Genomic DNA, 23,827 nt, shown 5'->3' with positions numbered 1-23,827 from the left:
AATAAAAAAGGCGGCCCTAAGGCCGCCTCTTTTGTCATCAGGGGGAAGATCAGGTGCGGGTATGCAGCCCTTTCTTCTCCAGCTGACGATAGATGATGGTCTGCTGGGTAATGGAGATGACGTTGCTCACCAACCAGTACAGGGTCAGGCCAGCCGGGAACCAGAGGAACATGAAAGTGAAGATGATCGGCATGAACTGCATCACTTTCTGCTGCATCGGGTCGGTAATGGTGGTCGGACTCATCTTCTGCAGATACCACATGGAAGCACCCATGAGGATTGGCAGTACGAAGAAGGGGTCCTTCACTGACAGGTCGGTGATCCACAGCGCGAACGGTGCGTGACGCAGCTCAACGGATTCCATCAGTGCCCAGTACAGAGCGATGAAGATAGGCATCTGGACCAGGATAGGCAGACAGCCACCCAGCGGGTTGACCTTCTCCTTCTTGTACAGCTCCATCATGCCCTGGGACATCTTCTGGCGATCGTCACCGAAGCGTTCCTTGAGCGCGGCCAGCTTGGGCTGGAGCATGCGCATCTTGGCCATGGAGGTGTACTGGGCCTTGGTCAGCGGGAACATGATACCGCGCACCAGCAGGGTCAGCATTATGATGGCCACACCCCAGTTATGCACAAAGCCCTGGAACACGGTCAGCAACCAGTGCAGCGGTTGGGCGATGAACCACAGCCAGCCGTAGTCGACGGTCAGGTCGAGGTGGTTTGCCACCTTGGCCATCTGGTCTTGCAGCTTGGGACCCACCCACAGCTTGCTGGTCACTTCGGCCTGCTGGCCGGCAGCCACGTCTACCAGCGGCGCCTTGTAGCCAATGATGGCCTGGTCTTTACCAGGGATCACGCGGCTGTAGAAGCTGTTGGTATCGTCGGCATTCGGTGCCCAGGCAGAGACGAAGTAGTGTTGCAGCATGGCGACCCAACCACCCTTGGTGGTCTTGTTCAGGTCGGCATCCTTCATCTCGTCGAAGGTGTACTTCTTGTAGCGGCTCTCTTCACTGGAGAAGGCGCCACCACGGTAAGCACTGGCTACCATGGCGTGACCTTCCTGATCCTTGGGTGTGGTCACGGTCTGCTTCAGTTGACCGTAGAACTGCACCTGGACCGGCTCGGCAGATTTGTTGTCGATCTTGTAATCGACGCCAATCGCATAGTCACCGCGCTTGAGCACGAACTCTTTGGTGAAGACCACACCCTTGCTGTCGGTCCAGGTCATCGGAACGACGACTTGATCCTGACCATCGGCCAGCTGGTAGCTGGTCTGGGCGGCTTCATAGGTGGGACGACCCTGGGCCTGGCTGTCAGGACCATCGCGACCCACCAGGCCGCTTTGGGCGACATAGAGGCGGTCAGGCTGACTGGTCAGCAGGACGAAGGATTGATCCTTGCCCTCTTCCAGTTTGTGAGCCAGCAGCTCGGCAGAAACAATGTCACCGCCCTGGGTATCCAGGGTCAGCTTGAGCACGTCGGAGGAGACGGTGATCAGCTTGCGTGCGGCGTTTGCGTTGGCTTGCTCGGAAACCTGAGGAATATCACCGGTCTGACCGGCTTCAGGTACGAAATGTTCGGTTTGGGCCACGGTAGTCGGGGCCGGCTTCGGAGCCTTGTCGGACTCCCACTGTTGCCAGAGCAGAAAGCTCACGAACAGCAAACCGATCAGGATAAGATTGCGTTGTGATTCCATAGTCTTCAGTTTCTTCGCTTTGGTTGCGGAACCGGGTCATAACCACCCTCGGATAAGGGATGGCATTTTAATAGACGTTTGCTGGCTAACCAAACGCCTTTTATGAAACCGTGAAGTCGGATGGCTTCTATCGCAAATTGGGAACAAGTTGGCGTGAAACGGCAGCGCGGCCCCAGCAGGGGACTAATGATTAGCTGATACAGGCGTATCAGTTTGACAGCTACCCATTGCAACGGCGTGACAGAGTGCGCCATAGCTTTTCCAGTAACTTGAACAGCTCCTCGTTATCCATCTCTTTGACGCCGCCCTTGGCGATCACGACGATGTCGATAGCGGGCAGGCTGGCTTGATTGAGACGGAAGCTTTCCCGGACCACTCGTTTGACACGATTACGCCAGACGGCACGCTTGAGTGCTTTTTTGGGCACAGCGAGGCCAAGACGGGGATGTTCGAGAGTATTGGGACAGGCGAGAAGAGTAATTTGCGGAGAAGCGGCCCGGACAGGCTCGGCGAAAACGCGTTTGAAGTGTTCGGGAGTTAACAGACGTAACTCCCGAGAGAAGGTGTGCGGCGTTGGCATTAAACTACCAGACGGGCACGACCCTTGGCACGACGAGCGGCCAGAACTTTACGACCGTTGGCAGTTGCCATGCGGGCGCGGAAACCGTGAGAGCGCTTGCGCTTCAGGTTGGACGGTTGAAAAGTACGTTTCATGATTCGATTCCGTATTTCTGTACAGTTTTGATTGTCACACTTAGCCGACGCGCCAGCTATAGCGTGTGACGACTAGCAAAAGAGGCCGAATTCTAAACAGAGTTCGGCTTTTAGTCAATCCGCCGTTCCCTCTCATCTTGCCCTGACTCATCAATAAGCAGGAGAAGCTGACAGGATCCGGAGGATCAAGGGCTCAGGATTATACTGGCAACCCGGGGTTAAACAAGGATCCTCCAATAAAAAAGGCGGCCAGGCCGCCAAAGAGAGAGCTATTTAAGGACTTTTCGCAAGAACTCCCGGGTGCGGGGATCCTTGGGATCGACCAATATCTGATCCGGCGGGCCTTGTTCCACGATCCGGCCCCCCTCCATGAAGATCACCCGATCGGCAACATCACGAGCAAATTCAATCTCATGGGTCACCACCACCATGGTCTGGTGCTGGCGTGCCAGCTCCTTCATCAGGCCAAGTACCTCGTCGACCCACTCGGGGTCGAGGGCCGAGGTGGGCTCATCGAACAGAATGACCTTGGAGTGAGCCGCCATGGCGCGGCCGATGCCGACCCGTTGTTGCTGGCCGCCGGAGAGGGACGCCGGGTAGGCATCCTGCTTGTCGGCAAGCCCTATGTCCTTGAGGATGCCGAGGGCTGTGGCGCGGGCCTCAGCCTTCGGCTGCTTCCAGACGGTGATCAGCCCTTCGGCTATGTTGTCGAGCGCCGTCTTGTTGGCGAACAGGGCGTAGTTCTGGAACACGAAGGAGGCGCGCTTGCGCAGTTCTATTGCCTGCTGCTCGCTGGCGTTGGCCAGATCCAGTTGCAGATCATCGATGGCAAGGGTGCCTGCATCCGGTGTCTCAAGCAGATTCAGGCAGCGCAGCAGCGTCGACTTGCCGGTACCGGAGGGGCCGATAATAACCACTATCTCCCCCTTCCTGACCTCCAGATCTATGCTGTTGAGCACCTTGTTGCCGTGAAATGCCTTGGAGAGGCCTGTTAATTTGATCATCGCAGACTTCCTTTAATAGGCACGGTTCAGGCGCACTTCCAGCAGGTGCTGCAAGCGGGTGAAGATGATGACCACCACCCAGTAGACCAGGGCCACCGCCATGAAGCTCTCGAAGAACTTGAAGGAGGAGGAGGCTTCCATCTGCGCCTTGCCCATGATCTCGGCCACTCCCAGGGTGAACGCCAGCGAGGTGCTCTTGATCATGTCGATGAAGTAGTTCATCAGCGACGGGGTCGCTATGCGTGCCGCCTGCGGCAATATGATCCGCCGCATAGCCTGATAGCGGCTCATGCCGATACTGAGCGCCGCTTCCATCTGACTCTTGTGAATACCCAGGATGGCGGCACGGATCGACTCGGCCATGTAGGCGGCGAAGTGCAGTGTCAGACCGACGATGGCGGCGGTAAAGGCATCCATTCCCACGAAGACGGGGAACAGTTGCGGCAGTCCGTAGTAGAGCAGAAACAGCTGGACGAGCAGGGGTGTACCTCGAAAGAACGAGATATAGAGCATCGCCAGCCAGTGGATCACGGGGATGCGAAACACCCGTACTATCGCCAGGGTCAGCGACAGCACGAGTGCCAAGACGAATCCCCACAGGGCCATTTCCATCGTGGTGCCCAGGTATTTGAGCAGGATGGGGAACAGCCCTAGTGTGTACTCGAGGTCAAATTCCATCATTTATTTGTCGGTGATGTCAGCTGCGAACCATTTCTCGGAGATTTGACGCAGGGCACCATCTTTGCGCATGGCGGTCAGGGCGTCGTCGACCTTCTTCAGCAGAGCCTGCTTTTCAGGCGTCTTCAGGAAGGGCAGGGCGTTCTCAATGGTCTCGAACGGTGCGCCAGCCTGTTGCAGCGGCAGCTTGGATTCCTTGATCAGCTGGGCGGTGGAGACGCGGTCCATCACGAAAGCATCGATGCGACCCAGGGCGACATCCTGCTCGAAGCTGGAGTCATAGGTGCGGATATCGATCTTCTTGTTCGGGTCGTTCTTGCGCAGCAGTTCTTCGAAGTTGGAACCCAAGTTAACAGCAACCGTCTTGCCTTCCAGATCCTTGATGCCGTGGATGGTGCTGTTGCCCTTGCGGACCACTATCTGGGCACCGTCATAGACGTAGGGTTGGGAGAAGGCGTACTTGGCCTTGCGCTCGTCGGTGATGGTGATCTGGTTGGAGATGGTATCGACGCGGCCGGTTTCCAGCATGCCGAACAGGCCGGAGAAGCTGGCGGTCACGAACTCGACCTTGTAGCCGGTGCGCTCACCGATCTGGTTCCACATATCCACCTCGAAGCCCTGCAGCTTGTCCTGCTTGACGAAGGTGAACGGGAAGTATTTGCCGGACATGCCGACCTTGATGGTTTCCTGGGCGATGGCTTGACCGGACAGGGCGGCCAGCAGAATGGCGGCACCGGAGACCAGCTTGATGGATGATGTCATGGGGATTCCTCTCTCTGTTGTTCTGTATTTTTAGTTGTAATGACTGGATTTGCGTTGATGTTATTGGAATAAAACCCAAAGAATAAATGATATTTGGTTATATAAAATAACCGGTTAAGGTCAGGATCCCCGGGGCCGTCCGGGTGGGATCAGGCTGTGGGTAACTTTGGGGATGAAATCAGATTCATCGGTGCTGGATCCTTGAAAGTCAAGGATCTTATTTGCCGGATCCACGAGGTGGCGGCTAGAGATCCAGCCGCTAAAAACGTAGAATAGCCGGTCTTTAGTTAATCAATTGACGGGAGTTTAGAGTGACTGCTTCGCTATGGCAGCAGTGCCTTAACCGGCTGCAAGATGAGTTGCCCTCGGCAGAATTCAGCATGTGGATCCGGCCGCTTCAAGCGGAGTTGAGTGACAATACTCTGACCCTGTATGCACCGAATCGCTTTGTTCTGGACTGGGTACGAGACAAGTATCTCATCCGGGTTAATGGCATCATCAATGAACTCTGTGGGGTCGATGGCCCCACCCTGCGTTTTGATATAGGTAATCGTCCCCATCCCGTTGCGATCGCAAGAGCGCCGGCGCGGGGTGCTGCGCCTGTGAATAACTTGCAGAAGAGCTGGGAAAGCAAGGCTGACGCCAAGCCTGAGCCGAACCACAAGAGCAACACCAACGTGAACTATACCTTCGAGAACTTCGTCGAGGGTAAGTCCAACCAGTTGGCCCGTGCGGCTGCCCGTCAGGTAGCCGACAACCCGGGTGGCGCTTACAATCCTCTGTTCCTCTATGGCGGCACCGGTCTGGGCAAAACCCACCTGCTGCATGCCGTTGGCAACGCCATCAAGGAGCGCAAGAAGGACGCCAAAGTCATCTATATGCACTCCGAGCGGTTTGTGCAGGATATGGTGAAGGCGCTGCAGAATAACGCCATTGAAGAGTTCAAGCGTTATTACCGTAGCGTCGATGCCCTGCTCATCGATGACATCCAGTTCTTCGCCAACAAGGAGCGCTCCCAGGAGGAGTTCTTCCATACCTTCAATGCGCTGCTTGAAGGTAACCAGCAGATCATCCTGACCTCGGATCGCTATCCGAAGGAGATCAACGGTGTCGAGGATCGTCTCAAGTCCCGCTTCGGCTGGGGCCTGACGGTAGCGATCGAGCCGCCGGAGCTGGAGACCCGCGTCGCCATCCTGATGCGCAAGGCGGATGAGAACCAGATCCACCTGCCGGACGAAGTGGCCTTCTTCATCGCCAAGCGTCTGCGATCCAACGTTCGTGAACTGGAAGGCGCCCTCAACCGGGTGATCGCCAACGCCAACTTTACCGGCCGTGCCATCAATATCGATTTCGTGCGCGAAGCGCTGCGCGACCTCTTGGCATTGCAGGAGAAGCTGGTCACCATCGACAACATCCAGAAGACGGTGGCTGAATATTACAAGATCAAGCTGGCGGATCTGCTATCCAAACGCCGCTCACGCTCCGTTGCCCGTCCGCGTCAGCTGGCGATGGCACTGGCCAAGGAGCTGACCAACCACAGTTTGCCGGAGATAGGTGATGCCTTTGGTGGCCGTGACCACACTACCGTTCTTCATGCCTGCCGCAAGATAGAGCAGCTGAAGGAGGAGAGTCACGACATCAAGGAGGACTATTCCAACCTGATCCGAACCCTCTCTTCCTGATATGACGGTGAGTGGACAGATGCAGCGCGAATATTCCAACCTGATCCGAAACCTTTCGTCCTGATAACAACGGAGAGCACAGATGCAGCTCGAAATTAGCCGTGAGGCCCTGTTACGTCCTCTGCAACTGGTGTCCGGTGCCCTGGGTGGCCGGCCGACCCTGCCGATCCTCGGCAATGTCCTGCTTGATGTCAGCCAGGGTCTGCTGTCGCTGACCGGGACTGACCTGGAAGTCGAGATGATAGGTCAGGTCTATCTCAATAATGAGAGCCAGGATGGCCGCACCACTGTGCCGGCGCGCAAGCTGCTGGATATCTGCCGTGGCCTGCCGGAAGGCGCGGACATTCGCCTCAACACCGAAGGCGAGCGCCTGATCATCCGTTCCGGTCGTTCCCGTTTCAACCTATCGACCCTGCCTGCCAGTGAATACCCGAATATCGAGGATTGGGAATCCGTGCTCGAATTCGACATTGGCCAGCTGGAGTTGAAGAAGCTGATCGATGCGACCCAGTTCTCCATGGCGAGCCAGGACGTGCGTTACTACCTGAACGGCATGCTGTTCGAGAGCGAGGGCCACGGCCTGCGTACGGTGGCGACCGATGGCCACCGTTTGGCCACCTGCCGTCGCGAGGTAGTGGAAGAATCGCTGCCCGATCATCAGGTTATCCTGCCCCGTAAAGGTGTGCTTGAGCTGGTGCGCTTGCTGGAAGCGGAAGACAAGCCGGTAAGGCTGCAGATTGGTCGCAGCAACCTGCGCGCCGCGCTGGACGGCTTCATCTTCACCTCCAAGCTTGTGGATGGCCGCTTCCCTGATTGGCGTCGGGTTATTCCGCGCAACAGCGACAAGGCCCTGATTGCCGGTCGTGAGGATCTGCGTCAGGCATTTGCCCGCGCCGCCATCCTCTCCAACGAGAAATTCCGTGGGGTGCGTCTCAATCTGCAGGAAAACCTGCTGCGCATTACCGCCAACAACCCGGAACAGGAAGAAGCCGAAGAGCTGCTTGACGTACAATACGAAGCCAGCGAGATGGAGATAGGTTTCAACGTCTCTTATGTGCTGGACGTGCTGAATACGTTAAAATGTGACCAAATTCGGATTAGCCTGAGCGATTCCATCAGCAGTGCCATTATTGAGGATTTTGATCATCAGGATGCTCAGTACGTGGTGATGCCGATGCGGATCTAGTCGTGTCCCTGGTCAAACTCCAGCTCAGCGACTTTCGCAATATCCAGCAGGCCAGTCTCAAGCTGTCCCCCGGTCTCAATATCCTGGTCGGGTGCAATGGCAGTGGCAAGACCAGCGTGCTGGAAGCCATTCACTATCTTGGTCTCGGTCGCTCCTTTCGTACTCACCTGACCGGGCGGGTTATCCGCCAGGGGGAGCGGGCCTTTACCCTGTTTGCCCAGTGTGAACTGGAGGGGCGTCAGGTGCCCATCGGGCTCGCCAAGGACAAGAGTGGCGAGACCCAGCTCAAGATCGCCGGGGCCCAGGCCCAGCGACTGGCCGATCTGGCCGAGCTGTTGCCGGTGCAGTTGATCCATCCCGATGGCTTCAACCTGCTGACGGGCGGGCCCCAGGCTCGCCGGGCCTGGCTGGATTGGGGTGTTTTCCATCAGGAACCGACCTTTTTCTCCCTGTGGGGACGAGTGCGGCGTCTGTTGAAACAGCGCAATGCGCTGTTGCGCCAGAGCACCCAGTATCGTCAGTTGGCGTTCTGGGATCAGGAGCTGGTGCGGCTCGGGAGTGAACTGGCCGAGTTTCGCGCCAGTTATTGTCAGGCCATTACGCCCCTGATCAAGGAGATGACGGCAGATTTTCTGCCCGAATTCGACATCAGTCTCGGTTTCTATCGGGGCTGGGAGAAAGATACCCCCCTCGGCGACTTGCTGGAGGCGGGGTTTGAGCGGGATCGTACGCTGGGTTACACAGGGGTAGGCCCACAGAAGGCCGATGTGCGACTCAAGGCGAACGGTGTGCCTGCTCAGGATATTTTGTCCAGGGGTCAGCTGAAGTTGTTGGTCTGTGCCATGCGACTGGCCCAAGGGCTCTATTTGAATCAACATAGCAGCCGTGGCTGTATTTTTTTAATTGACGATTTTGCCTCTGAACTGGATGTCGACAAGCGCCGTTTGCTGGCCACAAGGCTGAAGCAGTGCGGTTCTCAGGTGTTTATCACCGCCATCGACACCGGTCAGCTCGCAGACATGATGGATGCGAATGACTGCAAGTTGTTCCACGTGGAACAAGGCAAGATCTCCGAAACGTTAGAGAAGGCAGAGAGTAAGCTATGAGTGAAAATACTTACGACTCCTCGAATATCAAAGTACTGAAGGGCCTGGATGCGGTCCGGAAGCGCCCGGGGATGTACATCGGCGATACGGATGATGGCTCAGGTCTGCACCACATGGTGTTTGAGGTCGTCGATAACTCCATTGACGAGGCTCTTGCTGGCTACTGCTCCGATATTCTGGTCAAGATCCATTCCGACGGTTCCGTATCCGTGCGTGACAATGGCCGGGGTATCCCGGTAGACATGCACGAGGAGGAGGGCCGCTCCGCCGCAGAAGTCATCATGACTGTGCTGCACGCCGGCGGTAAATTCGATGACAACTCCTACAAGGTGTCAGGCGGCCTGCACGGCGTGGGCGTCTCAGTTGTTAACGCCCTCTCTGACAAGCTGTTGCTGACCATACGTCGCAACGGCCATGTCTACGAGCAGACCTATCACCTGGGTGAGCCGCAGGCGCCACTCAAGCAGATTGGCGACAGCAGCAGCGGCACGGGTACCGAAGTACGCTTCTGGCCGAGCCCGACCATCTTTACCGATACCCTGTATCACTACGAGATCCTGGCCAAGCGTCTGCGCGAGCTCTCCTTCCTCAACTCCGGTGTCTCCATCCGTCTGCAGGACGAGCGTGATGGCCGCGAGGTGCATTTCTGCTATGAGGGCGGTATCAAGGCGTTCGTTGAATACCTGAACCAGAACAAGACCCCGATCCACCCCAAGGTGTTCCACTTCTCCACAGAGCAGGACGGTATCGGTGTCGAAGTCGCCATGCAGTGGAACGATGCCTATCAGGAAGGGGTTTACTGCTTCACCAACAATATCCCGCAGCGGGATGGCGGTACTCACCTGGTGGGTTTCCGTACTGCGCTGACCCGTACCCTCAACACCTATATGGACAAAGAGGATTACAGCAAGAAGGCCAAGTCGGCCGCCAGCGGCGACGATGTGCGTGAAGGTCTGATTGCGGTCATCTCGGTCAAGGTACCGGATCCCAAGTTCTCCTCCCAGACCAAGGACAAACTGGTCTCTTCCGAAGTGAAGACCGCCGTTGAACAGGCGATGGGTGAGAAGCTCGGCGAGTTCCTGCTGGAAAACCCGGGCGATGCCAAGATAGTGGTCAACAAGATCATCGATGCGGCCCGTGCCCGTGAAGCGGCCCGCAAGGCCCGCGAGCTGACTCGCCGCAAGGGTGCGCTGGATATCGCCGGTCTGCCCGGCAAGCTGGCAGACTGCCAGGAGAAAGACCCGGCCCTCTCCGAACTCTACATAGTGGAAGGGGACTCTGCTGGCGGTTCCGCCAAGCAGGGTCGCAACCGGAAGAATCAGGCCATACTGCCGCTCAAGGGCAAGATCCTGAACGTAGAGAAGGCCCGTTTCGACAAGATGATCTCCTCGCAAGAGGTGGGCACCCTGATCACAGCCCTGGGCTGTGGTATCGGTCGTGACGAGTACAACCCGGACAAGCTGCGTTACCACAACATCATCATCATGACGGATGCGGACGTCGATGGTGCGCACATCCGTACCCTGCTGCTGACCTTCTTCTATCGTCAGATGCCGGAAATCATCGAGCGTGGCTACATCTACATAGCCCAGCCGCCGTTGTACAAGGTCAAGAAGGGCAAGCAGGAGCAGTATCTGAAAGACGAAGATGCGCTGTTGCAGTACCAGACTGCCATGGCGCTGGATGGTGCTACCCTGCATGTCAACGAGTCGGCGCCACCTATCGGCGGCGAGGCACTGGAGCGTCTGGTCAACCAGCACCGTGCCGTGTCTCACCTGATCACCCGCATGTCCCGCCGGGCACCGGATGCCGTGCTGACCCAGCTGATCTATCAGCCTGAGTTGAACGAAACCCTGCTGGCCAGTGAAAGCGAGCTGCTGGCCTGGTGCCAAGGCATGGAAGCCGTGCTCAACGAGAGCAACCACGGTATTCAGTACCAGATCCAGGTGCGTCGTGACGAAGAGCGCAGCCTGTTCGTGCCGCACGCCGTCGTGCGTCAGCACGGGGTTGACCGTGAATATGCGATCAGCTACGACTTCCTGCAGTCCTCCGAGTACCGTCAACTGGTCTCGCTGGGCAAGGAGATTGCGAACCTGATCGAGGACGGTGGTTTCATCAAGCGTGGCGAGAAGGTCAAGCCGATCGCCAACTTCGTGGAAGCGGTCGACTGGCTGATGGGCGAAGGCAAGCGTGGCATCTACATCCAGCGCTATAAAGGGCTGGGCGAAATGAACCCGGATCAGCTGTGGGAAACCACCATGGATCCGGAAGCCCGTCGCATGCTGCGTGTCACCATCGACGATGCCGTCGGTGCTGACCAGCTCTTCTCCACCCTGATGGGTGATGCCGTTGAGCCCCGTCGTGACTTTATCGAGACCAACGCCCTGCGCGTGGCCAACCTCGACGTCTAACCGACGCAGTCAGACAGCAAAAAGCCGCTCCTTGTGAGCGGCTTTTTTACATCTGCAGTCAGCGGGATCAGAGCAGTTTGCTCATGATGACCAGATTATGGGGAAGCTCGGTGCCATCCTTTGTCGTGCGGTGACGTAACGCAGGCACTATGTTGCGAATGGCCCTGAATCCTAACCTGGTATAAAAAGGCTCGGCGGTCTGGGTGCCCAGATTGATTTCGCAAACCCTTTGCAGCTTTAGGTACTCCAGCACTGTATTGGCCAGCATTGTGCCGGTTCCCGCGGGTTGCCCCGGTTGCACAACGACAGTGCCAATATAGGCATAACGACGCTCTTCTTTAGTCCAGATTGACCCGGACATGCCACCCTGCAGCTTGCCATGCTCATCGCGCAACATCAGCACAAACGTTGGCCGGATCTTTGGGTCCTGCTCATTGACGACTTCGATATAGAGGGTCTTGCCAGCCGGGTGAGTGCCACACTGCCATCTGAAGATAGCGGTATGGTCGGGGCCTGCTGGCATGTGAACGGCTTCATGCTGATAACCGGCTTGCATGAGTGGGGAGCTCAATACCTGATAGGTGGTGAGGATAACCACCTGATTGATGAAGTAGCCCTGTTGCAACTGTTCGCCAATCAGCTGATTCAGATAACCGATCGGCGAGCCGAGAAAGCCTGCTTCCGGATAATGGACGATCACATTCGGGTTGAAGCCAAACTCCTGCTCACGCAGTTGGAGCAGGGTGAACAGTGCCAGTTGTTGCTCTGTCAGTTCATCCGGGGTGCTGTTGGTCGGCTGGTAAAGTCTGAGGGAGTTATGTCGAGAGGTCATTGTTTTTCCAGATAATCAGGCTTGAGAATGATAACACAGGCAATGCAGCTGGTTAGCGAGGCACCTCCCGATGTTCCACGTGAAACACTGGCAGTTGAAAGGATGATAGTGTCACTGTCGGCCGGGTTGAAATAACGAAAATGCCGAACGCCTGATTAGCGTTCGGCATTTTTCCTGATGTACAGATGTGGATACCTGAAGATCTAGGTTGGCTCGGCACCCGGGCAGTAGAGGCGCAGGCGATGGCCATCCGGATCGAGCGCCATGCCGGTGTAGCCAAACTCCATCTTGGTTGGCTGCTGGATTATGGCCAGGCCGCGAGCCTGCCATTTCGCAAACTCGGTATCGACACTGGCTTCATCAGGCAGAGGGAAGGCCAGCTCCATGGCGCCTGCACTCTGGGTAACGGCGGGTTCTACTGTGGCACTGGACCAGAGCGCCAGCCTGGCGCCCGACTCGAACACGAACATGGCAAAGGTGGGAGACTCTTCAACTGGCGGATGGCCAAACAGCTCGCGATAGAAGAGGGCGCTGCGAGCCGGATTCGCGACATAGAGAATGGTGAACTGTGGGACTAACAACATGGTAACGCTCCTTGATTCGGTGGAGGGCGCATTTGCGCCGACCCCGTCAGCATGGCGCTACCTGCTGTCAGTTTCTGTCAGCAATGAATTTTGGTTGCGGGATCTGCTGGGTAGCACGCCACTCTTTCAGCAGGCTCTCTCTGCTCTTGGGATAGGGGTTATCTTCCAGCTGCATCCGGGCGATGCGATCTACCCGAAAATGACGAAAGCCCTGCCGCAGTTCGCACCAGGTGACCAGTACCCGCACCTGCTCGAAGTAGCCGAGAGCAAATGGCCAGACGGTGCGCTCAGATAGCTCCTCTTTCAGATCGCGATAGCTCAGGGTCACCTTGCGCTGCTGGCGGATGGCGCTGCGCAGGGGAGCCTCATCGACAGGGCTGTCGCTGCGGGAGGTGCCGATCAGCAGGGCATTGGCCTGGAGCTGTTGGCGGTATTCGGCGGGCAGCACGGCCTCTATCTTGGCCAGTGCACTGCTGGCAGATGCACTCAAGGCTTCATCACAGTGCGCGACGACCCAGCGTGAACCCAGCACCAGGGCTTCCAGCTCCTCTTCGCTGAACATCAGCGGTGGCAGCATGAAGCCAGGGCGCAGCACATAGCCGATACCGGGCTCACCTTCGATATGGGCACCTTGAGCCTGCAGGGTGGCGATATCCCGATAGAGGGTGCGCAGACTGATGCCAAGCTGGCTGGCCAGCTCTGTGCCTGTGATGGCGTAACGGTGACCGCGCAACAGCTGGAGCAGGGCCAGCAGGCGTTCGGAACGGGACATAGCATGGCTCCTTGGGATCTGCGGTTAGGGTGCCATGTTTGGGCGAGCCGGAACAGGGTGAGAAGAGCGACTCACTCCTTGTTGCCACGAAAAGATCGCCGCCATTCGCTCGGCGAAACCGCGAAGCGGGCCCGAAAATGTTGGCGCAGGGAGGTGGCTGTCTTGAAACCTACCAGTTCGGCGATGCGTTCTATGGGATGGGTGCTGGCTTCCAGCAGCTCCTGGCAGCGCCTGAGGCGCTCGATCAGCAGCCACTCTCCGACGGAGAGGCCGGTGGCCTGATGAAAGCGGCGTGTAAAGGTGCGACGACTCATCAGGCCGTGGGCCGCCAGGCTGTCGAGGGTATGCGGCTCCGTCAGGTGGGCTCGCAGGTGATCGAGCAGCTGGTTCATCCTGGTATCCCGGGTAGAGGCGGAGACCGGCTGCTGGATGAACTGGGCTTGGCCACCTTCCCGGTGGGGCGGGATCACCAGCCGTCGTGCCACCTGGTTGGCAATGGCGCTGCCGTAGTGCTGGCGTACCAGATAGAGGCAACAATCCAGTCCGGCAGCTGTGCCCGCCGAGGTGACCAGCCCCTCGTCATCCACATAAAGGGCGTTGGTATCGAGCCGCACGCAGGGAAAGCGGCGGAGGAAATCCTGCTCGTACTCCCAATGGGTCGAGGCCTTGCGTCCATTGAGCAAGCCGGCATAGGCGAGCACATAGGTGCCGAGGCAGAGTCCCACCACCTCAGCTCCTCTGGCATGAGCCGCCACCAGGGCATCCAGCAGTGGCTGGGCCGGGCGTTCTGCCGGGTCGCGCCAGAAGGGAATGATTATGATGTCCGCCTCGGCCAGGGCCTCCAGCCCATGAGGTGCCTGGATGCTGAACCCCTGTGACGAATGCGAGCTGGCCTTGCCATCCCCGGCACAGAGCCTGAGCTCGAACAGGGGCTGACCCGGCAGTATGTCGCCGAAGATGAGGCAGGGCACTGAGCAGTGAAAGGGGCTGAAGTGGTCAAAGGCCACGACGGCAACTATCGGTATGGGCATGACGCTGGCCTCCTCTTTGCGCGATGAACAACCATGATATGCGCTGGCAGCTGAAAGCCGAAGGGCCATGCGGATGCTCGGCCCCAGCCATCACAGCGAGAGCGTGTCGCCATCTTCCGGTACCCGCACCCGATCCGCCATGCCGTGCTCGGCCAGATAGTCGCGCAACTCCTTGCGTGACAGCACGGCATGATTGACCGCCTCCATGTGGCTGGCAATCAGGGTGGCCTGTGGTGCGGCCTGATAGACGGCCCGCACATCCTCCTTTCCCATGATGATGGAGCCCAGCCCCGGCACCTGGGCATCGCCACAGTTGAGGATGATCACATCAGGTTCATGCTGTCGCAGGCTCTGTGCGACCATCTCGTTCCAGACGGTATCACCTGCCAGATAGAGGGTTTTCTCTTGCGGGTGGGAGAAGACCACACCACACACTTCACCCAGCCGCTCGGCCAACGCAGCCATGACCTGATCGTTGCCGTGTTGCCCCTCTGTCTGTTGCAGGCGGATACCGGCAAATTCGACCTGCTCGCTCAGCAGGCGCACATCTTTGAAGCCACTGGCACGTATGGTGTCGGCATCTTTCTGATGTTGCACAAACAGCGGCAGATGCTTGGGGATCTGTTGCTGAGCGACCGGGTCCCAGTGGTCCAGGTGATCGTGGGTGACGATCACCGCATCTACATCGAGAATCTCCGCCAGGGGCAGGGGCAGCTCGACCAGGGGGTTGTGCAGGTGGCTGTTGGCTGTTCCGGCGAAGGCGGGCAGTGTCCCCTTCGCTGCCAGCATGGGGTCGATCAGAAAGCGGGTACCGGCATAGTCGATCAGCAAGGTGGCGTTGCGAACCTGGGTAATCTGCATTGTGTAGCTCCGTGATAATGGCGAGATGTGCAATCAGTATGACGGGGGATGCGGGCAGCCATGAGTGGCCCGCGGGTCGATTATCGATCCTATCGGGCCAGGTGAACGAGACGACTGTGTGCCGGGCAAATTCTAAAAATTTCTTTGATTTTCGCCCTTGAAAGCAAAAAGCTGGCCCCTATATAGGTAACAAGGCCGGAACGCTCGACAGAGGTTTCGACCAGGAGCCCGTCCGACAGGAGGGCAAATAATCCGTTATCGCTCACAAGAGGGTAATACTATGCGTTCTATCGATTTTTCCCCGCTCTATCGTTCTGCCATCGGTTTCGATCGTCTGGCCAATCTCATCGAATCTGCGGCCAGCAATGGCAATGCCGGTTATCCCCCCTACAACATCGAGCAGCTGAGTGACAACGACTACCGTATCAGCATGGCGGTGGCTGGCTTTACCCAGGAAGAGCTGGAGCTGAGCTTCCAGGAAAATCTGCTGACGGTGAAGGGCAACAAGCAGGCAGAGTCCGATCGCAACTATTTGTATCAGGGCATAGCCGAGCGAGGCTTCGAGCGTCGTTTCCAACTGGCCGACTATGTGCGGGTGAAAGGGGCTGATCTGAAAAATGGCCTGCTGCACATCGAGCTGATGCGAGAAGTACCTGAGGCGATGAAGCCGCGCAAGATTGAGATCAACGGCTAACGCCTGATTTGCATCCATTTTTACCAAGCTTCCCGGTGCCGATGACGGGCCTGTGGAAATAAAAACCTGTTGCTTATTAGAAGGATAGGATTATGCGTAACCTCGATTTTTCTCATCTCTATTCCAATGCCGTCGGCTTTGAGCGGATGGCCCGTGAGCTGGAGGGCCTGTTTGAACAAAAAGCAGCAGCCTATCCCCCTTACAACATCGAAAAGCGGGAGCACGACAGCTACCGCATCACGCTAGCGGTGGCAGGCTTTGAGCGCGAAGAGCTGGAGCTGGAAACCGAAAACGGCACCCTCAAGGTGAAGGGGCGCAAGGCAGCTGCCGGTGAGCGTCAGTTCCTCCATCAGGGTATCGCAGAGCGTGACTTCGAGCTCGCCTTCAAGCTGAGTCAGCACGTTGAGGTGCAGGGCGCCAAACTGGAACATGGCCTCTTGACCATAGATCTGGCTCGCGAGCTGCCCGAGGCGCTCAAGCCTCGTGCCATCGAGATCGGCAAACCCGATCAGCTGGCGCTGCCCAACTAAGTGACAAGAGATGAAAAAGGCCTGCGATTGCAGGCCTTTTTGTTTTTGGCAGGCTTGATCAGCGAGCGTAGAGAGTATTGATTTCGTCCGCAAGGATGGCAATGCCACGGCGCACCAGCTCCTCGCTCTGGGAGTAGTTGAGGCGGATGCACTCCTGGCTGTGGCGCCACTCTGGGTCATCAATGCCGGGGAAGAAGTAGTGACCAGGCACGATCAGCAGATTTTTGGCCTTCAACCGTTCATACAGCTCCTGGCTGTGGATCGGCAAGCCTTCGAACCAGAGCCAGAGGAAGAGGGCGCCTTCCGGCTTGTGGATATGGAAGCGCGGGTCCGGGATGGCGTCTCGCAGCAGTTGCACGGCGAAGTCGGCCTTCTGCTTGTAGAAGGGTTTTACCACTTGTTCGCTAAGGGCAATGATCTCGCCGCTCTCGATCATGGGGATTGTGATGGCGGGCCCCAGGCTGCCCGGCGCCAGGTTGATGATGCCGCTCAGGTTGGTGATGGCCTGGATGATCTTCTCATCAGCGATGACGATGCCACAGCGGGTGCCTGGCAGTCCCAGCTTGGAGAGGCTCATGCAGAGGATGGTGTTGGCGTTCCAGAACGGCTTGGCCTCGCTGAAGATGATGCCGGGAAAGGGCACACCGTAGGCATTGTCGATCAGCAGTGGAATTCCCTTGTCGCGGGCGATTTGATCGAGGTGTTCAATCTCCTCGTCGGTCAACACGTTGCCGGTCGGGTTGGTCGGCCGAGAGACGCAGATCACGCCGATATCGTCACCCACCTGCAGACTTTCGAAATCCACATGGTATTTGAACTGGCCATCGGGCAGTTTCTCTATGGTGGGTTTGTACGCCACGAAATAGTCATCGGCCAGTGCCGAGTCGGCATAGCCAATGTATTCGGGCGCCAGGGGGAAGAGCACCTTCTTCTTGCGGCCATCTGCGAACTCACCGGCCAGCAGGTTGAACAGGTAGAAGAAGGCATTCTGGCTGCCGTTGGTCAGGGCGATATTGCGGGACGTGATATCCCAGCCGAGCTCCTTGCTGAGCAGGGTGGCCAGTGCCTTGGTGAACCTGTCTTTGCCTTGGGGGCCGTCGTAGTTGGCCATGGCTTTGACCAGTTCGCCATTGTCGAGCAGGTTTCTGGCTTCGGTTTGAAAGCGCTCCAGCATGGCGGGGATCGGAGCCGGATTGCCGCCACCCAGCATGATGGCGTCCGGATTGGTCAGCCCCTGATTAAGGTCATCCATGAGTTGGGTAATGCCGGCGTGGCGAGTGAACTTCTCGCCGAACAAGGAAAATTCCATTCGGTGACGGATCCAGAGTCAGTTACGGGGATGTAGCACCATAGCTCAGTTTAAAAGCGGGTGTCGATCAAAATAACGGGACGTTCCACGTGGAACATGACTCAATAATCGAGCATGGTAAAAAATACCATTAATGGGTTTAAAAATGACCACGCATGATGTTTTGTGCGACGTACCTTGGTGTCATAAGAAGATAAATTTAAACAAATTCATAATCTTATGTATTTTTTGAGGATTGGCACGACTATTGGAATAGCTATCTGGTCATCTCAACCATACCGGAGCAAGCCAGATGAAAACCCTGATCGCCACCCTGATAATGAGCACCCTCAGCCTGAATGTCATGGCAACTGAAAACCCCAGACCCGAACTGGATACCGCCAAACTAGGACAGGAGATGCTGGCCCAGCAGCAGGAAGCATCCCGGGCTGTGGTGCTGGATGCCCTCAGCAACTTGAAGCCACTGGCGCTGGATACCCTGGTGGTGGAAGCTAGCTCGGCCGATGCGACTCACCCCGAGAGTTGAGATGACGCAGGGGAGTCTGCCCCGTATGCTGCTTGAAGAAGCTGATGAAGGCGCTGTCGCTGGAGAACTCCAGCGAAGCCGCTACCCGACTGATGGGCACAGCCTCTGCCAGCAGCTCCATGGCGCGCAGCAGACGCCACTGCTGGCGCCATGCTTGATAGCTCATGCCTGTGTCTCGCATGAAGATGCGGCCTATGGTCTTGTCACTGGCACCCACCCGTCCGGCCAGCCGGTTGAGCCGATCGGGCAGGGTGTCCCCCCGTTTTACCTCCTGTAACCAGACTGCCAGGCGAGGGTCTGCCGGCAACGGCAGCTGCCAGGATTGTCGCGGCGCTTGCGCCAGCTCCTCCATGAACAAGGCCAGCGTCCGGCTCTGCTCCACTTCCGGTTTCTCCCATGGCCAGAGTGCCATTCGTTCTATGATCTCCCGCAGCAGCGGGTTGACAGCGATCACCTGCACACTGGCTGGCAGCTCTGGTTGTGGCATGAAGTAGAGGGATCGGTAGGCCACCACGCCGCGCATCAAGACCCTGTGGGGCGTACCCGCCGGCAGCCAGGCTGCCCGACTGGGTGGCAGCAGGCATACCCGATTGGCCAGCTCTATGCTCATGCAGCCAGCCTGGGCGAACAACAGCTGATGGCGTTGATGCTGATGCAGGCCTGAGTCGTGCCAACCCAGTGCAGAGGCTATGCCGATCACGCTGCCAGTCAGGCGGTCGGGATCAAAAGGGTGATCGGGAAGAATAAAGGCCATATGTCTGATTATTGATGTTTATAGTCTTGCTTATTGTAATCAGACATTTCGTATCTCTCTAGACTGGCAACCTCTCGTCAAGGAGGTTTGTCATGAACAACAAGTTGCCACCGCTCTGGCTGGTGGTCGGATTGATGATGTTTCCCCAGATAGTGGAGACCATCTACAGCCCTGTGCTGACGCATATTGCCAGTCAGTTCAGGGTGAGTGACGGGCAGGCGTCCCAGACACTGTCAGTCTATTTTCTGGCGTTTGCGGTAGGGGTTGTCTGTTGGGGTCGCCTCTGCGATCTGATCGGTCGGCGTCCGGCCATGCTGGCCGGTCTGCTTACCTACGGGGCAGGCAGTCTGCTGGCATTGCTGGCCAACCAGTTTGAAACCCTGCTGCTGGCCCGGATCATCTCGGCCTTTGGCGCAGCCGTGGGATCTGTCGTGACCCAGACCATGCTGCGTGACAGCTATCAGGGCAGCGATCTGGCCCGTGTCTTCTCCGTGATGGGGGTGGCTCTGTCCATCAGCCCTGTGTTGGGGCTGGTGAGCGGCGGTCTGTTGGCCGAGCATTTAGGCTATCTCGGTGTCTTCAGCGGCTTGCTGGTGCTGGCCCTGGGATTGATGGTGATCGCCAGCTGGCGTCTGCCGGAAACCCGTCCTGCCATCACTACCCGGGTGGCTCTCTGGCCACTGGCGTACCGGATGGCAAGGGATGGCGGGCTCTGGCGTAGCGCCCTGCTGGTCGCTCTGTTCAATACCATGCTGTTTGGCTACTACAGCCTGGCACCGTTTCTGTTTGCCGGATTGGGATTGAATGCCAGCGAGTTCGGCTATTCCGGCCTGGTGTTGGCGCTAGGGACTCTGATCGGCAGCCTGCTGAACAAGCGCTTGCTGGGCAAGGGCTGGCAGTCGATGTCGCTCATCAGGTTGGCCACGTCGCTGGCGCTGGGGGCGGGGGGGGCTGTGTGGGCGAGTCAGGATTCGCTCTGGTTCCTGTTGCCCATGATGGGGGTGGTCGTGGCCTTTGGTATCGCCATTCCCAATGTGCTCAGTCAGGCCTTGCTGACTTATCGGGAGGTGGCAGGCAGTGCGGGTGCTCTGTTCGGGCTGGCCTACTACCTGTTGCTCAGTCTGGGGTTGGCACTGGCGGCCGGTTTGCAGGATCTGGGCATGCTGCTCTTTGGCTGTGGCCTCTTGGCCGTACTGTGCAGCGGACGGCGTTCCACGTGAAACATCAGCTGCCGACAAAGCGGTAGCCGATGCCGGACTCGGTCTCGATCAGGTGGGGTTGCTGGGAATGTTGCCGCCCAGCTTTTTGCTGAAACATCAGCTGCCGACAAAGCGGTAGCCGATGCCGGATTCGGTTTCAATCAGGCTGGGTTGCTGGGGATTATCCCCCAGCTTCTTGCGCAGACTGGCGATGACGATGCGCAGGTAGTGGGTATCTTCCTTGTGGCTTGGCCCCCAGATGTCGTTGAGCAGCTGGGTCTGCATCACCAGCTTGCCGGGATGGCACACCAGCGCCTGCAGCAGGGCAAACTCCTTGCGAGACAAGGGAATTTCCTCATCATGCAGGCTCACCTTGTGGCTGCTGGCGTCCAGGGTCAGGCCACATTGCGGAAAGTGGCGGCGTTCGCCGCTGCTGACTCCGGCCCGCTGGCGCAGCAATACCCGGATGCGGGCCATCATCTCACCAATGCCGAACGGCTTGCTCATATAGTCGTTGGCGCCGGCATCCAGCAGTCGCACCTTCTCCTGTTCCGAATCCCGCGCCGACAGTACCAGTACCGGATTCTGGTGGTGCTCGCGAATGGCTTGCAGTATCTGAATGCCATCCCCATCCGGCAGACCGAGATCCAGGATCACCAGATCAGGATTGAGATGGCGATACAGCTCCAGCCCTTCGTTGACCCCTACCGCCTCGCTGACCTGATGCCCTTCGGCAATCAGGCTGATACGCAGAAAGCGGCGAATCGCCGCTTCATCATCTATGACCAATATGTGAGCCATCTAGTCTCCTGAGGCGAACATTGGGGGAGGGCTGAGGCGAGGGGAAATAGCACTCTCTGCCATCGCTGTGAGCCATATGCGGACCATTATACCTCAGGTGCGTTGAGGGCAAGCGGCAGCGAGATGCGCATGCAGGTGCCGTTGCCATTGGGACCGGAGAATGCCCAGATACGGCCGCCATGGGCCTCTATCATAGCGCGAGAAATGGCGAGGCCAAGCCCGGTGCCTCGACTGCCGCAATCGCCGACAGGCTGGGTGTAGAACAGATTGAAGATCTTGTCCCGGTCCGACTCGGCGATGCCGACCCCGATATCTATGATGTCGAGGATGAGGTCCGGATCCGCCAGCATCACCTTGAACTCTATGGGGGTGCCGGCCGGTGAGTAGCGGGAGGCATTGTCGAGGATATTGACCAGCACCTGCTCGATAAGGGCGCCGTGCACATAAAGCTGGGGGATCTGCTGATCGAAGTGCACCAGCAGCTTGTGCTGACGCCAGGAAGACTCCAGCCTCTTGCGGGCACTCTCCACCAGATCGGCCAGGTCGACCCAGTCGCGTTTCAGCTGGAAGTCGGGTGAACCGATGCGGGTCATGTCCAGCAGGTTCTGCACATAGCTGTGCAGGCGACGGGCCTCGTCCTGCACCGAATGGAGCAGTTCGCTGCGATCCTCCGGGCTGATCCTGTCACCGTACTCCAGCAGGGTGCTGCCAGCCCCCATTATGGTGGCGAGCGGGGTTTTCAGGTCGTGAGAGACAGACGAGAGCAGGGCGGCGCGCATCCGATCCGTCTCTGCCTGCAACTGGCTGTCGGCCAACCGTTCGTTGAGATCGATCCGTGCCAGGGCCGCGCGGATGTCGGTGAGCAGGGCTTGCAGCTGATGCTCGGCCGACGAGGCGAGCGGGTTGGACAGTCGAATGCCGAGGATCAGCTCATCGGTGAGATGGTGATATTGGGCTTCGGCTGCATTGAGGGTGGCGGTGTGGGCACCGGCGCTCTGCTTCTGGGCCAGACACCAGTCGATGGCCGCCTTGTCGGTCTGGCCCGGATTGTGTTGGGCCGAGCCCGCCCTGTGCTGATAGTCCTGATCGAGGGCAAAGACGGGTTGGGCCAGGGCCAGCGAGATGGCCTGGGTGCCTTGCCTGAGCACCTCTTCCGGGCTGCTGGCGGTGGCCAGCCCCTGGCTCAGCGACAGCAGGGCGTTGCCGAGCTGCTGGGTTTCGCGCAAGCCCACCAGCTGTTGGCGCTGGCGGGAGGCGAGCCGCCCCGCCGTCATGCCGACGATGAGCAGCACAAACAGGGTGAGCAGATCACTGTGACTGGCCACGCTGAGGGAGAAGTAGGGAGCGGTGAACAGCAGATTGTGGCCGACGAACCCCAGCACGGCCGCCAGAATGGCGGGCACCAGGCTGGTGGTGAGTGCCGTCGCCAGCACCCCCAATACGAACAGCAGCGGCAGGGAGGCAGGGGGCAGCCAGTGAGAGAGTCCCCAGGCGGCAGCCGATGTCAGCCCCATTATGGTCACTGCCAGCAGACTCTGGCGAATGTCCTTGGGGTGAAGCGGTTGCAATCCTATGCCGGGTTTGCGCTTCTCGGTATCCACCAGCGTGATTTCGAGCCCTTGTGCCTGCTTGAGCAGGTGTTGCACTAGGGAGCGGCGCCAGGGGGCCTTGTGGGGTTTGCCGAGCAGCAGTTGCGATACCTGTTGCTGCTCGGCCGTTTCCAGCAGGGTACTGGCTACCGCCGGGCTGGAGAGAGTCAGCACCTTGGCACCGAGGTGGGAAGCCAGCGCCAGTGCTTGCTCCAGTTCGGCGGAGCGTTGCCCCTTGCTGTCGATGTGGACCACCAGCCAGGGCAGCTGGCGGCGCTGGGCGAAACGGTGGCCGTAACGCACCAGTGCAGAGCCGTGCTGATCGCCGAGGCAAACCATCAGCTTGCCTCGCAACGGCAGCGTTGTCTTGCCTGCGGCTTGCCACTGCAGTTGCAGATCCCCCTCCACGTGGCTGGCGGCGGTCTGCATCGCCAGCTCGCGCAGGGCGGTCAGGTTGTTGAGGGAGAAGAAGGATTGCAGGGCGGCCTTGGCCTGATGGGGCACATAGACCTTGCCCTCCTTGAGCCGGCCGAGCAACTCCTTGGGGGGCAGGTCGATCAGCACTATGCTGTCGGCCTCCAGCAGCACCTGATCGGGCAGGGTCTCCTTGACCCTGACACCGGTCAGTTGCCACACCAGATCGTTGAGGCTCTCGAGGTGTTGCACGTTGAGGGTGGAGTAGACGTCGATGCCGGCACCGAGCAGTTCCTCCACATCCTGCCAGCGTTTCTCGTGGCGGCTGCCGGGGGCGTTGCTGTGGGCCAGCTCATCCACCACCACTATGGTGGGTTTGCGTGCAAGCAGCGCATCCAGATCCATCTCCTCCAGACGTTGCTGGCGGTGGAGATGGAGTTTGCGTGGCTGGATGGCAAGCTTGTCGAGCAGGGCAAGAGTCTCCTGACGGCCGTGGGTTTCCACCACGCCGATCAGGATATCGACCCCCTCTCTTGCCTGCTCACGCACTGCCTGCAGCATGGCGTAGGTCTTGCCTACGCCGGGTGCGGCACCGAGGAATACCTTCAGCTTGCCCTTGTGTTCTTGCTCCAGGCTCGCCAGCAAGGCGTCGGCCCTTGCCTCATCACGCATCCCGGTGCTCCCGCTCCAGA

At 58.4% G+C, this 23,827-nt stretch carries 24 protein-coding genes; 8 read left to right on the top strand and 16 right to left on the bottom strand.

Annotation, left to right across the window (positions count from 1 at the left end; translation table 11 throughout):
• Positions 1 to 49: 49 nt before the first annotated feature.
• From yidC to AC1P02_RS04900, 7 genes are all read right to left on the bottom strand, one after another.
• Entirely contained in the window at positions 50 to 1,696 is a 1,647-nt protein-coding gene (yidC, locus tag AC1P02_RS04930) for a membrane protein insertase YidC (RefSeq protein ID WP_017411499.1), read from the bottom strand.
• Between the two features lie 5 nt (positions 1,697 to 1,701).
• On the bottom strand, positions 1,702 to 1,950 hold the full coding sequence (gene yidD / locus AC1P02_RS04925) for a membrane protein insertion efficiency factor YidD (RefSeq protein WP_010635605.1): 249 nt from the start codon (positions 1,948 to 1,950) through the stop codon (positions 1,702 to 1,704).
• Positions 1,917 to 2,276 carry a ribonuclease P protein component gene (gene rnpA, locus AC1P02_RS04920; protein ID WP_005319554.1) on the bottom strand — a complete coding sequence of 120 codons (360 nt, stop codon included), beginning with the start codon at positions 2,274 to 2,276 and terminating at the stop codon, positions 1,917 to 1,919. Before rnpA ends, yidD begins: the two co-directional genes overlap by 34 nt.
• Positions 2,276 to 2,410: a 50S ribosomal protein L34 gene (gene rpmH, locus AC1P02_RS04915; RefSeq protein WP_005307156.1), complete on the bottom strand. Its 135-nt coding sequence runs from the start codon at positions 2,408 to 2,410 to the stop codon at positions 2,276 to 2,278. The genes rnpA and rpmH overlap by 1 nt, the downstream gene beginning before the upstream one ends.
• Before the next feature lie 269 nt (positions 2,411 to 2,679).
• Positions 2,680 to 3,414, bottom strand: coding sequence for an amino acid ABC transporter ATP-binding protein (locus tag AC1P02_RS04910; RefSeq protein WP_005319551.1), 735 nt, complete (start codon positions 3,412 to 3,414; stop codon positions 2,680 to 2,682).
• A gap of 12 nt (positions 3,415 to 3,426) precedes the next feature.
• A complete protein-coding gene (locus AC1P02_RS04905) occupies positions 3,427 to 4,095 on the bottom strand; it encodes an amino acid ABC transporter permease (RefSeq protein WP_087756815.1) in 669 nt (222 codons plus the stop codon).
• Positions 4,096 to 4,854: an amino acid ABC transporter substrate-binding protein gene (locus AC1P02_RS04900; protein ID WP_005319547.1), complete on the bottom strand. Its 759-nt coding sequence runs from the start codon at positions 4,852 to 4,854 to the stop codon at positions 4,096 to 4,098.
• 311 nt (positions 4,855 to 5,165) lie between these two features.
• Between AC1P02_RS04900 and dnaA the strand changes: the two genes are divergently transcribed.
• The 4 genes from dnaA (at position 5,166) to gyrB (ending at position 11,239) form a co-directional block, all read left to right on the top strand.
• On the top strand, positions 5,166 to 6,536 hold the full coding sequence (gene dnaA / locus AC1P02_RS04895) for a chromosomal replication initiator protein DnaA (RefSeq protein ID WP_005319544.1): 1,371 nt from the start codon (positions 5,166 to 5,168) through the stop codon (positions 6,534 to 6,536).
• An 82-nt stretch (positions 6,537 to 6,618) separates the two neighbouring features.
• Entirely contained in the window at positions 6,619 to 7,722 is a 1,104-nt protein-coding gene (gene dnaN, locus AC1P02_RS04890; protein ID WP_005319542.1) for a DNA polymerase III subunit beta, read from the top strand.
• Between the two features lie 2 nt (positions 7,723 to 7,724).
• A complete protein-coding gene (recF, locus tag AC1P02_RS04885; RefSeq protein ID WP_021139890.1) occupies positions 7,725 to 8,828 on the top strand; it encodes a DNA replication/repair protein RecF in 1,104 nt (367 codons plus the stop codon).
• Positions 8,825 to 11,239 (top strand): DNA topoisomerase (ATP-hydrolyzing) subunit B, encoded by a 2,415-nt coding sequence (gene gyrB / locus AC1P02_RS04880; RefSeq protein WP_485184328.1) that lies wholly within the window; start codon positions 8,825 to 8,827, stop codon positions 11,237 to 11,239. Before recF ends, gyrB begins: the two co-directional genes overlap by 4 nt.
• Positions 11,240 to 11,306: 67 nt before the next feature.
• On the opposite strand, the gene AC1P02_RS04875 is transcribed toward gyrB, so the two are convergent.
• The 5 genes from AC1P02_RS04875 to AC1P02_RS04855 all read right to left on the bottom strand — a co-directional run bounded on the left by AC1P02_RS04875 (position 11,307) and on the right by AC1P02_RS04855 (position 15,319).
• Positions 11,307 to 12,071 carry a GNAT family N-acetyltransferase gene (locus AC1P02_RS04875; protein WP_485184326.1) on the bottom strand — a complete coding sequence of 255 codons (765 nt, stop codon included), beginning with the start codon at positions 12,069 to 12,071 and terminating at the stop codon, positions 11,307 to 11,309.
• A gap of 203 nt (positions 12,072 to 12,274) precedes the next feature.
• Positions 12,275 to 12,652 carry a VOC family protein gene (locus AC1P02_RS04870; protein ID WP_485185422.1) on the bottom strand — a complete coding sequence of 126 codons (378 nt, stop codon included), beginning with the start codon at positions 12,650 to 12,652 and terminating at the stop codon, positions 12,275 to 12,277.
• Positions 12,653 to 12,722: 70 nt separating this feature from the next.
• The gene (locus AC1P02_RS04865) at positions 12,723 to 13,427 is read right to left on the bottom strand and encodes a helix-turn-helix transcriptional regulator (protein WP_219614856.1); all 705 of its coding nucleotides are present in this window, start codon (positions 13,425 to 13,427) and stop codon (positions 12,723 to 12,725) included.
• 71 nt (positions 13,428 to 13,498) lie between these two features.
• Positions 13,499 to 14,458 carry a GlxA family transcriptional regulator gene (locus tag AC1P02_RS04860; RefSeq protein WP_485184324.1) on the bottom strand — a complete coding sequence of 320 codons (960 nt, stop codon included), beginning with the start codon at positions 14,456 to 14,458 and terminating at the stop codon, positions 13,499 to 13,501.
• Between the two features lie 90 nt (positions 14,459 to 14,548).
• Positions 14,549 to 15,319, bottom strand: a complete 771-nt coding sequence (locus tag AC1P02_RS04855; protein WP_485184322.1) for an MBL fold metallo-hydrolase — start codon at positions 15,317 to 15,319, stop codon at positions 14,549 to 14,551.
• A 280-nt stretch (positions 15,320 to 15,599) separates the two neighbouring features.
• Between AC1P02_RS04855 and AC1P02_RS04850 the strand changes: the two genes are divergently transcribed.
• Positions 15,600 to 16,013: an Hsp20 family protein gene (locus tag AC1P02_RS04850; RefSeq protein WP_021139883.1), complete on the top strand. Its 414-nt coding sequence runs from the start codon at positions 15,600 to 15,602 to the stop codon at positions 16,011 to 16,013.
• 92 nt (positions 16,014 to 16,105) lie between these two features.
• Positions 16,106 to 16,543, top strand: a complete 438-nt coding sequence (locus AC1P02_RS04845; protein WP_058395536.1) for an Hsp20 family protein — start codon at positions 16,106 to 16,108, stop codon at positions 16,541 to 16,543.
• A 58-nt stretch (positions 16,544 to 16,601) separates the two neighbouring features.
• Here AC1P02_RS04845 and AC1P02_RS04840 read toward each other — a convergent pair whose 3' ends face one another.
• Positions 16,602 to 17,852 carry a valine--pyruvate transaminase gene (locus AC1P02_RS04840; RefSeq protein WP_271787220.1) on the bottom strand — a complete coding sequence of 417 codons (1,251 nt, stop codon included), beginning with the start codon at positions 17,850 to 17,852 and terminating at the stop codon, positions 16,602 to 16,604.
• Positions 17,853 to 18,144: 292 nt separating this feature from the next.
• Here AC1P02_RS04840 and AC1P02_RS04835 point away from each other — a divergent pair, with 292 nt between their 5' ends.
• Positions 18,145 to 18,378, top strand: a complete 234-nt coding sequence (locus AC1P02_RS04835; RefSeq protein ID WP_021139880.1) for a hypothetical protein — start codon at positions 18,145 to 18,147, stop codon at positions 18,376 to 18,378.
• Here the strand turns inward: AC1P02_RS04835 and AC1P02_RS04830 are convergent.
• Positions 18,344 to 19,132 carry an AraC family transcriptional regulator gene (locus tag AC1P02_RS04830; RefSeq protein ID WP_059112346.1) on the bottom strand — a complete coding sequence of 263 codons (789 nt, stop codon included), beginning with the start codon at positions 19,130 to 19,132 and terminating at the stop codon, positions 18,344 to 18,346. The genes AC1P02_RS04835 and AC1P02_RS04830 overlap by 35 nt on opposite strands.
• A 92-nt stretch (positions 19,133 to 19,224) precedes the next feature.
• On the opposite strand from AC1P02_RS04830, the gene AC1P02_RS04825 reads away from it, so the two are divergent.
• A complete protein-coding gene (locus AC1P02_RS04825) occupies positions 19,225 to 20,352 on the top strand; it encodes a multidrug effflux MFS transporter (RefSeq protein WP_256686422.1) in 1,128 nt (375 codons plus the stop codon).
• A gap of 96 nt (positions 20,353 to 20,448) precedes the next feature.
• Here the strand turns inward: AC1P02_RS04825 and AC1P02_RS04820 are convergent, their stop codons facing one another.
• Together AC1P02_RS04820 and AC1P02_RS04815 are read right to left on the bottom strand one after the other, a co-directional pair.
• Positions 20,449 to 21,132 carry a response regulator gene (locus AC1P02_RS04820; RefSeq protein ID WP_021139877.1) on the bottom strand — a complete coding sequence of 228 codons (684 nt, stop codon included), beginning with the start codon at positions 21,130 to 21,132 and terminating at the stop codon, positions 20,449 to 20,451.
• A gap of 86 nt (positions 21,133 to 21,218) precedes the next feature.
• The gene (locus AC1P02_RS04815) at positions 21,219 to 23,807 is read right to left on the bottom strand and encodes a sensor histidine kinase (RefSeq protein WP_125609241.1); all 2,589 of its coding nucleotides are present in this window, start codon (positions 23,805 to 23,807) and stop codon (positions 21,219 to 21,221) included.
• Between the last annotated feature and the right edge of the window lie 20 nt (positions 23,808 to 23,827).

The sequence above is a fragment of the Aeromonas sp. TS_SC_11 genome (assembly GCF_057318915.1).
Note: the sequence above shows the minus strand (reverse complement) of the source record. Positions and strands in the feature narration are given on the sequence as shown.

Excerpts from the sequence above, each read along its gene's own strand:
- yidC (WP_017411499.1), bottom strand. The coding sequence starts at position 1,696 with ATGGAATCACAACGCAATCTTATCCTGATCGGTTTGCTGTTCGTGAGC.
- yidD (WP_010635605.1), bottom strand. The coding sequence starts at position 1,950 with ATGGCGCACTCTGTCACGCCGTTGCAATGGGTAGCTGTCAAACTGATA.
- rnpA (WP_005319554.1), bottom strand. The coding sequence starts at position 2,276 with ATGCCAACGCCGCACACCTTCTCTCGGGAGTTACGTCTGTTAACTCCC.
- rpmH (WP_005307156.1), bottom strand. The coding sequence starts at position 2,410 with ATGAAACGTACTTTTCAACCGTCCAACCTGAAGCGCAAGCGCTCTCAC.
- AC1P02_RS04910 (WP_005319551.1), bottom strand. The coding sequence starts at position 3,414 with ATGATCAAATTAACAGGCCTCTCCAAGGCATTTCACGGCAACAAGGTG.
- AC1P02_RS04905 (WP_087756815.1), bottom strand. The coding sequence starts at position 4,095 with ATGATGGAATTTGACCTCGAGTACACACTAGGGCTGTTCCCCATCCTG.
- AC1P02_RS04900 (WP_005319547.1), bottom strand. The coding sequence starts at position 4,854 with ATGACATCATCCATCAAGCTGGTCTCCGGTGCCGCCATTCTGCTGGCC.
- dnaN (WP_005319542.1), top strand. The coding sequence starts at position 6,619 with ATGCAGCTCGAAATTAGCCGTGAGGCCCTGTTACGTCCTCTGCAACTG.
- gyrB (WP_485184328.1), top strand. The coding sequence starts at position 8,825 with ATGAGTGAAAATACTTACGACTCCTCGAATATCAAAGTACTGAAGGGC.
- AC1P02_RS04875 (WP_485184326.1), bottom strand. The coding sequence starts at position 12,071 with ATGACCTCTCGACATAACTCCCTCAGACTTTACCAGCCGACCAACAGC.
- AC1P02_RS04865 (WP_219614856.1), bottom strand. The coding sequence starts at position 13,427 with ATGTCCCGTTCCGAACGCCTGCTGGCCCTGCTCCAGCTGTTGCGCGGT.
- AC1P02_RS04860 (WP_485184324.1), bottom strand. The coding sequence starts at position 14,458 with ATGCCCATACCGATAGTTGCCGTCGTGGCCTTTGACCACTTCAGCCCC.
- AC1P02_RS04855 (WP_485184322.1), bottom strand. The coding sequence starts at position 15,319 with ATGCAGATTACCCAGGTTCGCAACGCCACCTTGCTGATCGACTATGCC.
- AC1P02_RS04850 (WP_021139883.1), top strand. The coding sequence starts at position 15,600 with ATGCGTTCTATCGATTTTTCCCCGCTCTATCGTTCTGCCATCGGTTTC.
- AC1P02_RS04845 (WP_058395536.1), top strand. The coding sequence starts at position 16,106 with ATGCGTAACCTCGATTTTTCTCATCTCTATTCCAATGCCGTCGGCTTT.
- AC1P02_RS04840 (WP_271787220.1), bottom strand. The coding sequence starts at position 17,852 with ATGGAATTTTCCTTGTTCGGCGAGAAGTTCACTCGCCACGCCGGCATT.
- AC1P02_RS04835 (WP_021139880.1), top strand. The coding sequence starts at position 18,145 with ATGAAAACCCTGATCGCCACCCTGATAATGAGCACCCTCAGCCTGAAT.
- AC1P02_RS04830 (WP_059112346.1), bottom strand. The coding sequence starts at position 19,132 with ATGGCCTTTATTCTTCCCGATCACCCTTTTGATCCCGACCGCCTGACT.
- AC1P02_RS04825 (WP_256686422.1), top strand. The coding sequence starts at position 19,225 with ATGAACAACAAGTTGCCACCGCTCTGGCTGGTGGTCGGATTGATGATG.
- AC1P02_RS04820 (WP_021139877.1), bottom strand. The coding sequence starts at position 21,132 with ATGGCTCACATATTGGTCATAGATGATGAAGCGGCGATTCGCCGCTTT.
- AC1P02_RS04815 (WP_125609241.1), bottom strand. The coding sequence starts at position 23,807 with ATGCGTGATGAGGCAAGGGCCGACGCCTTGCTGGCGAGCCTGGAGCAA.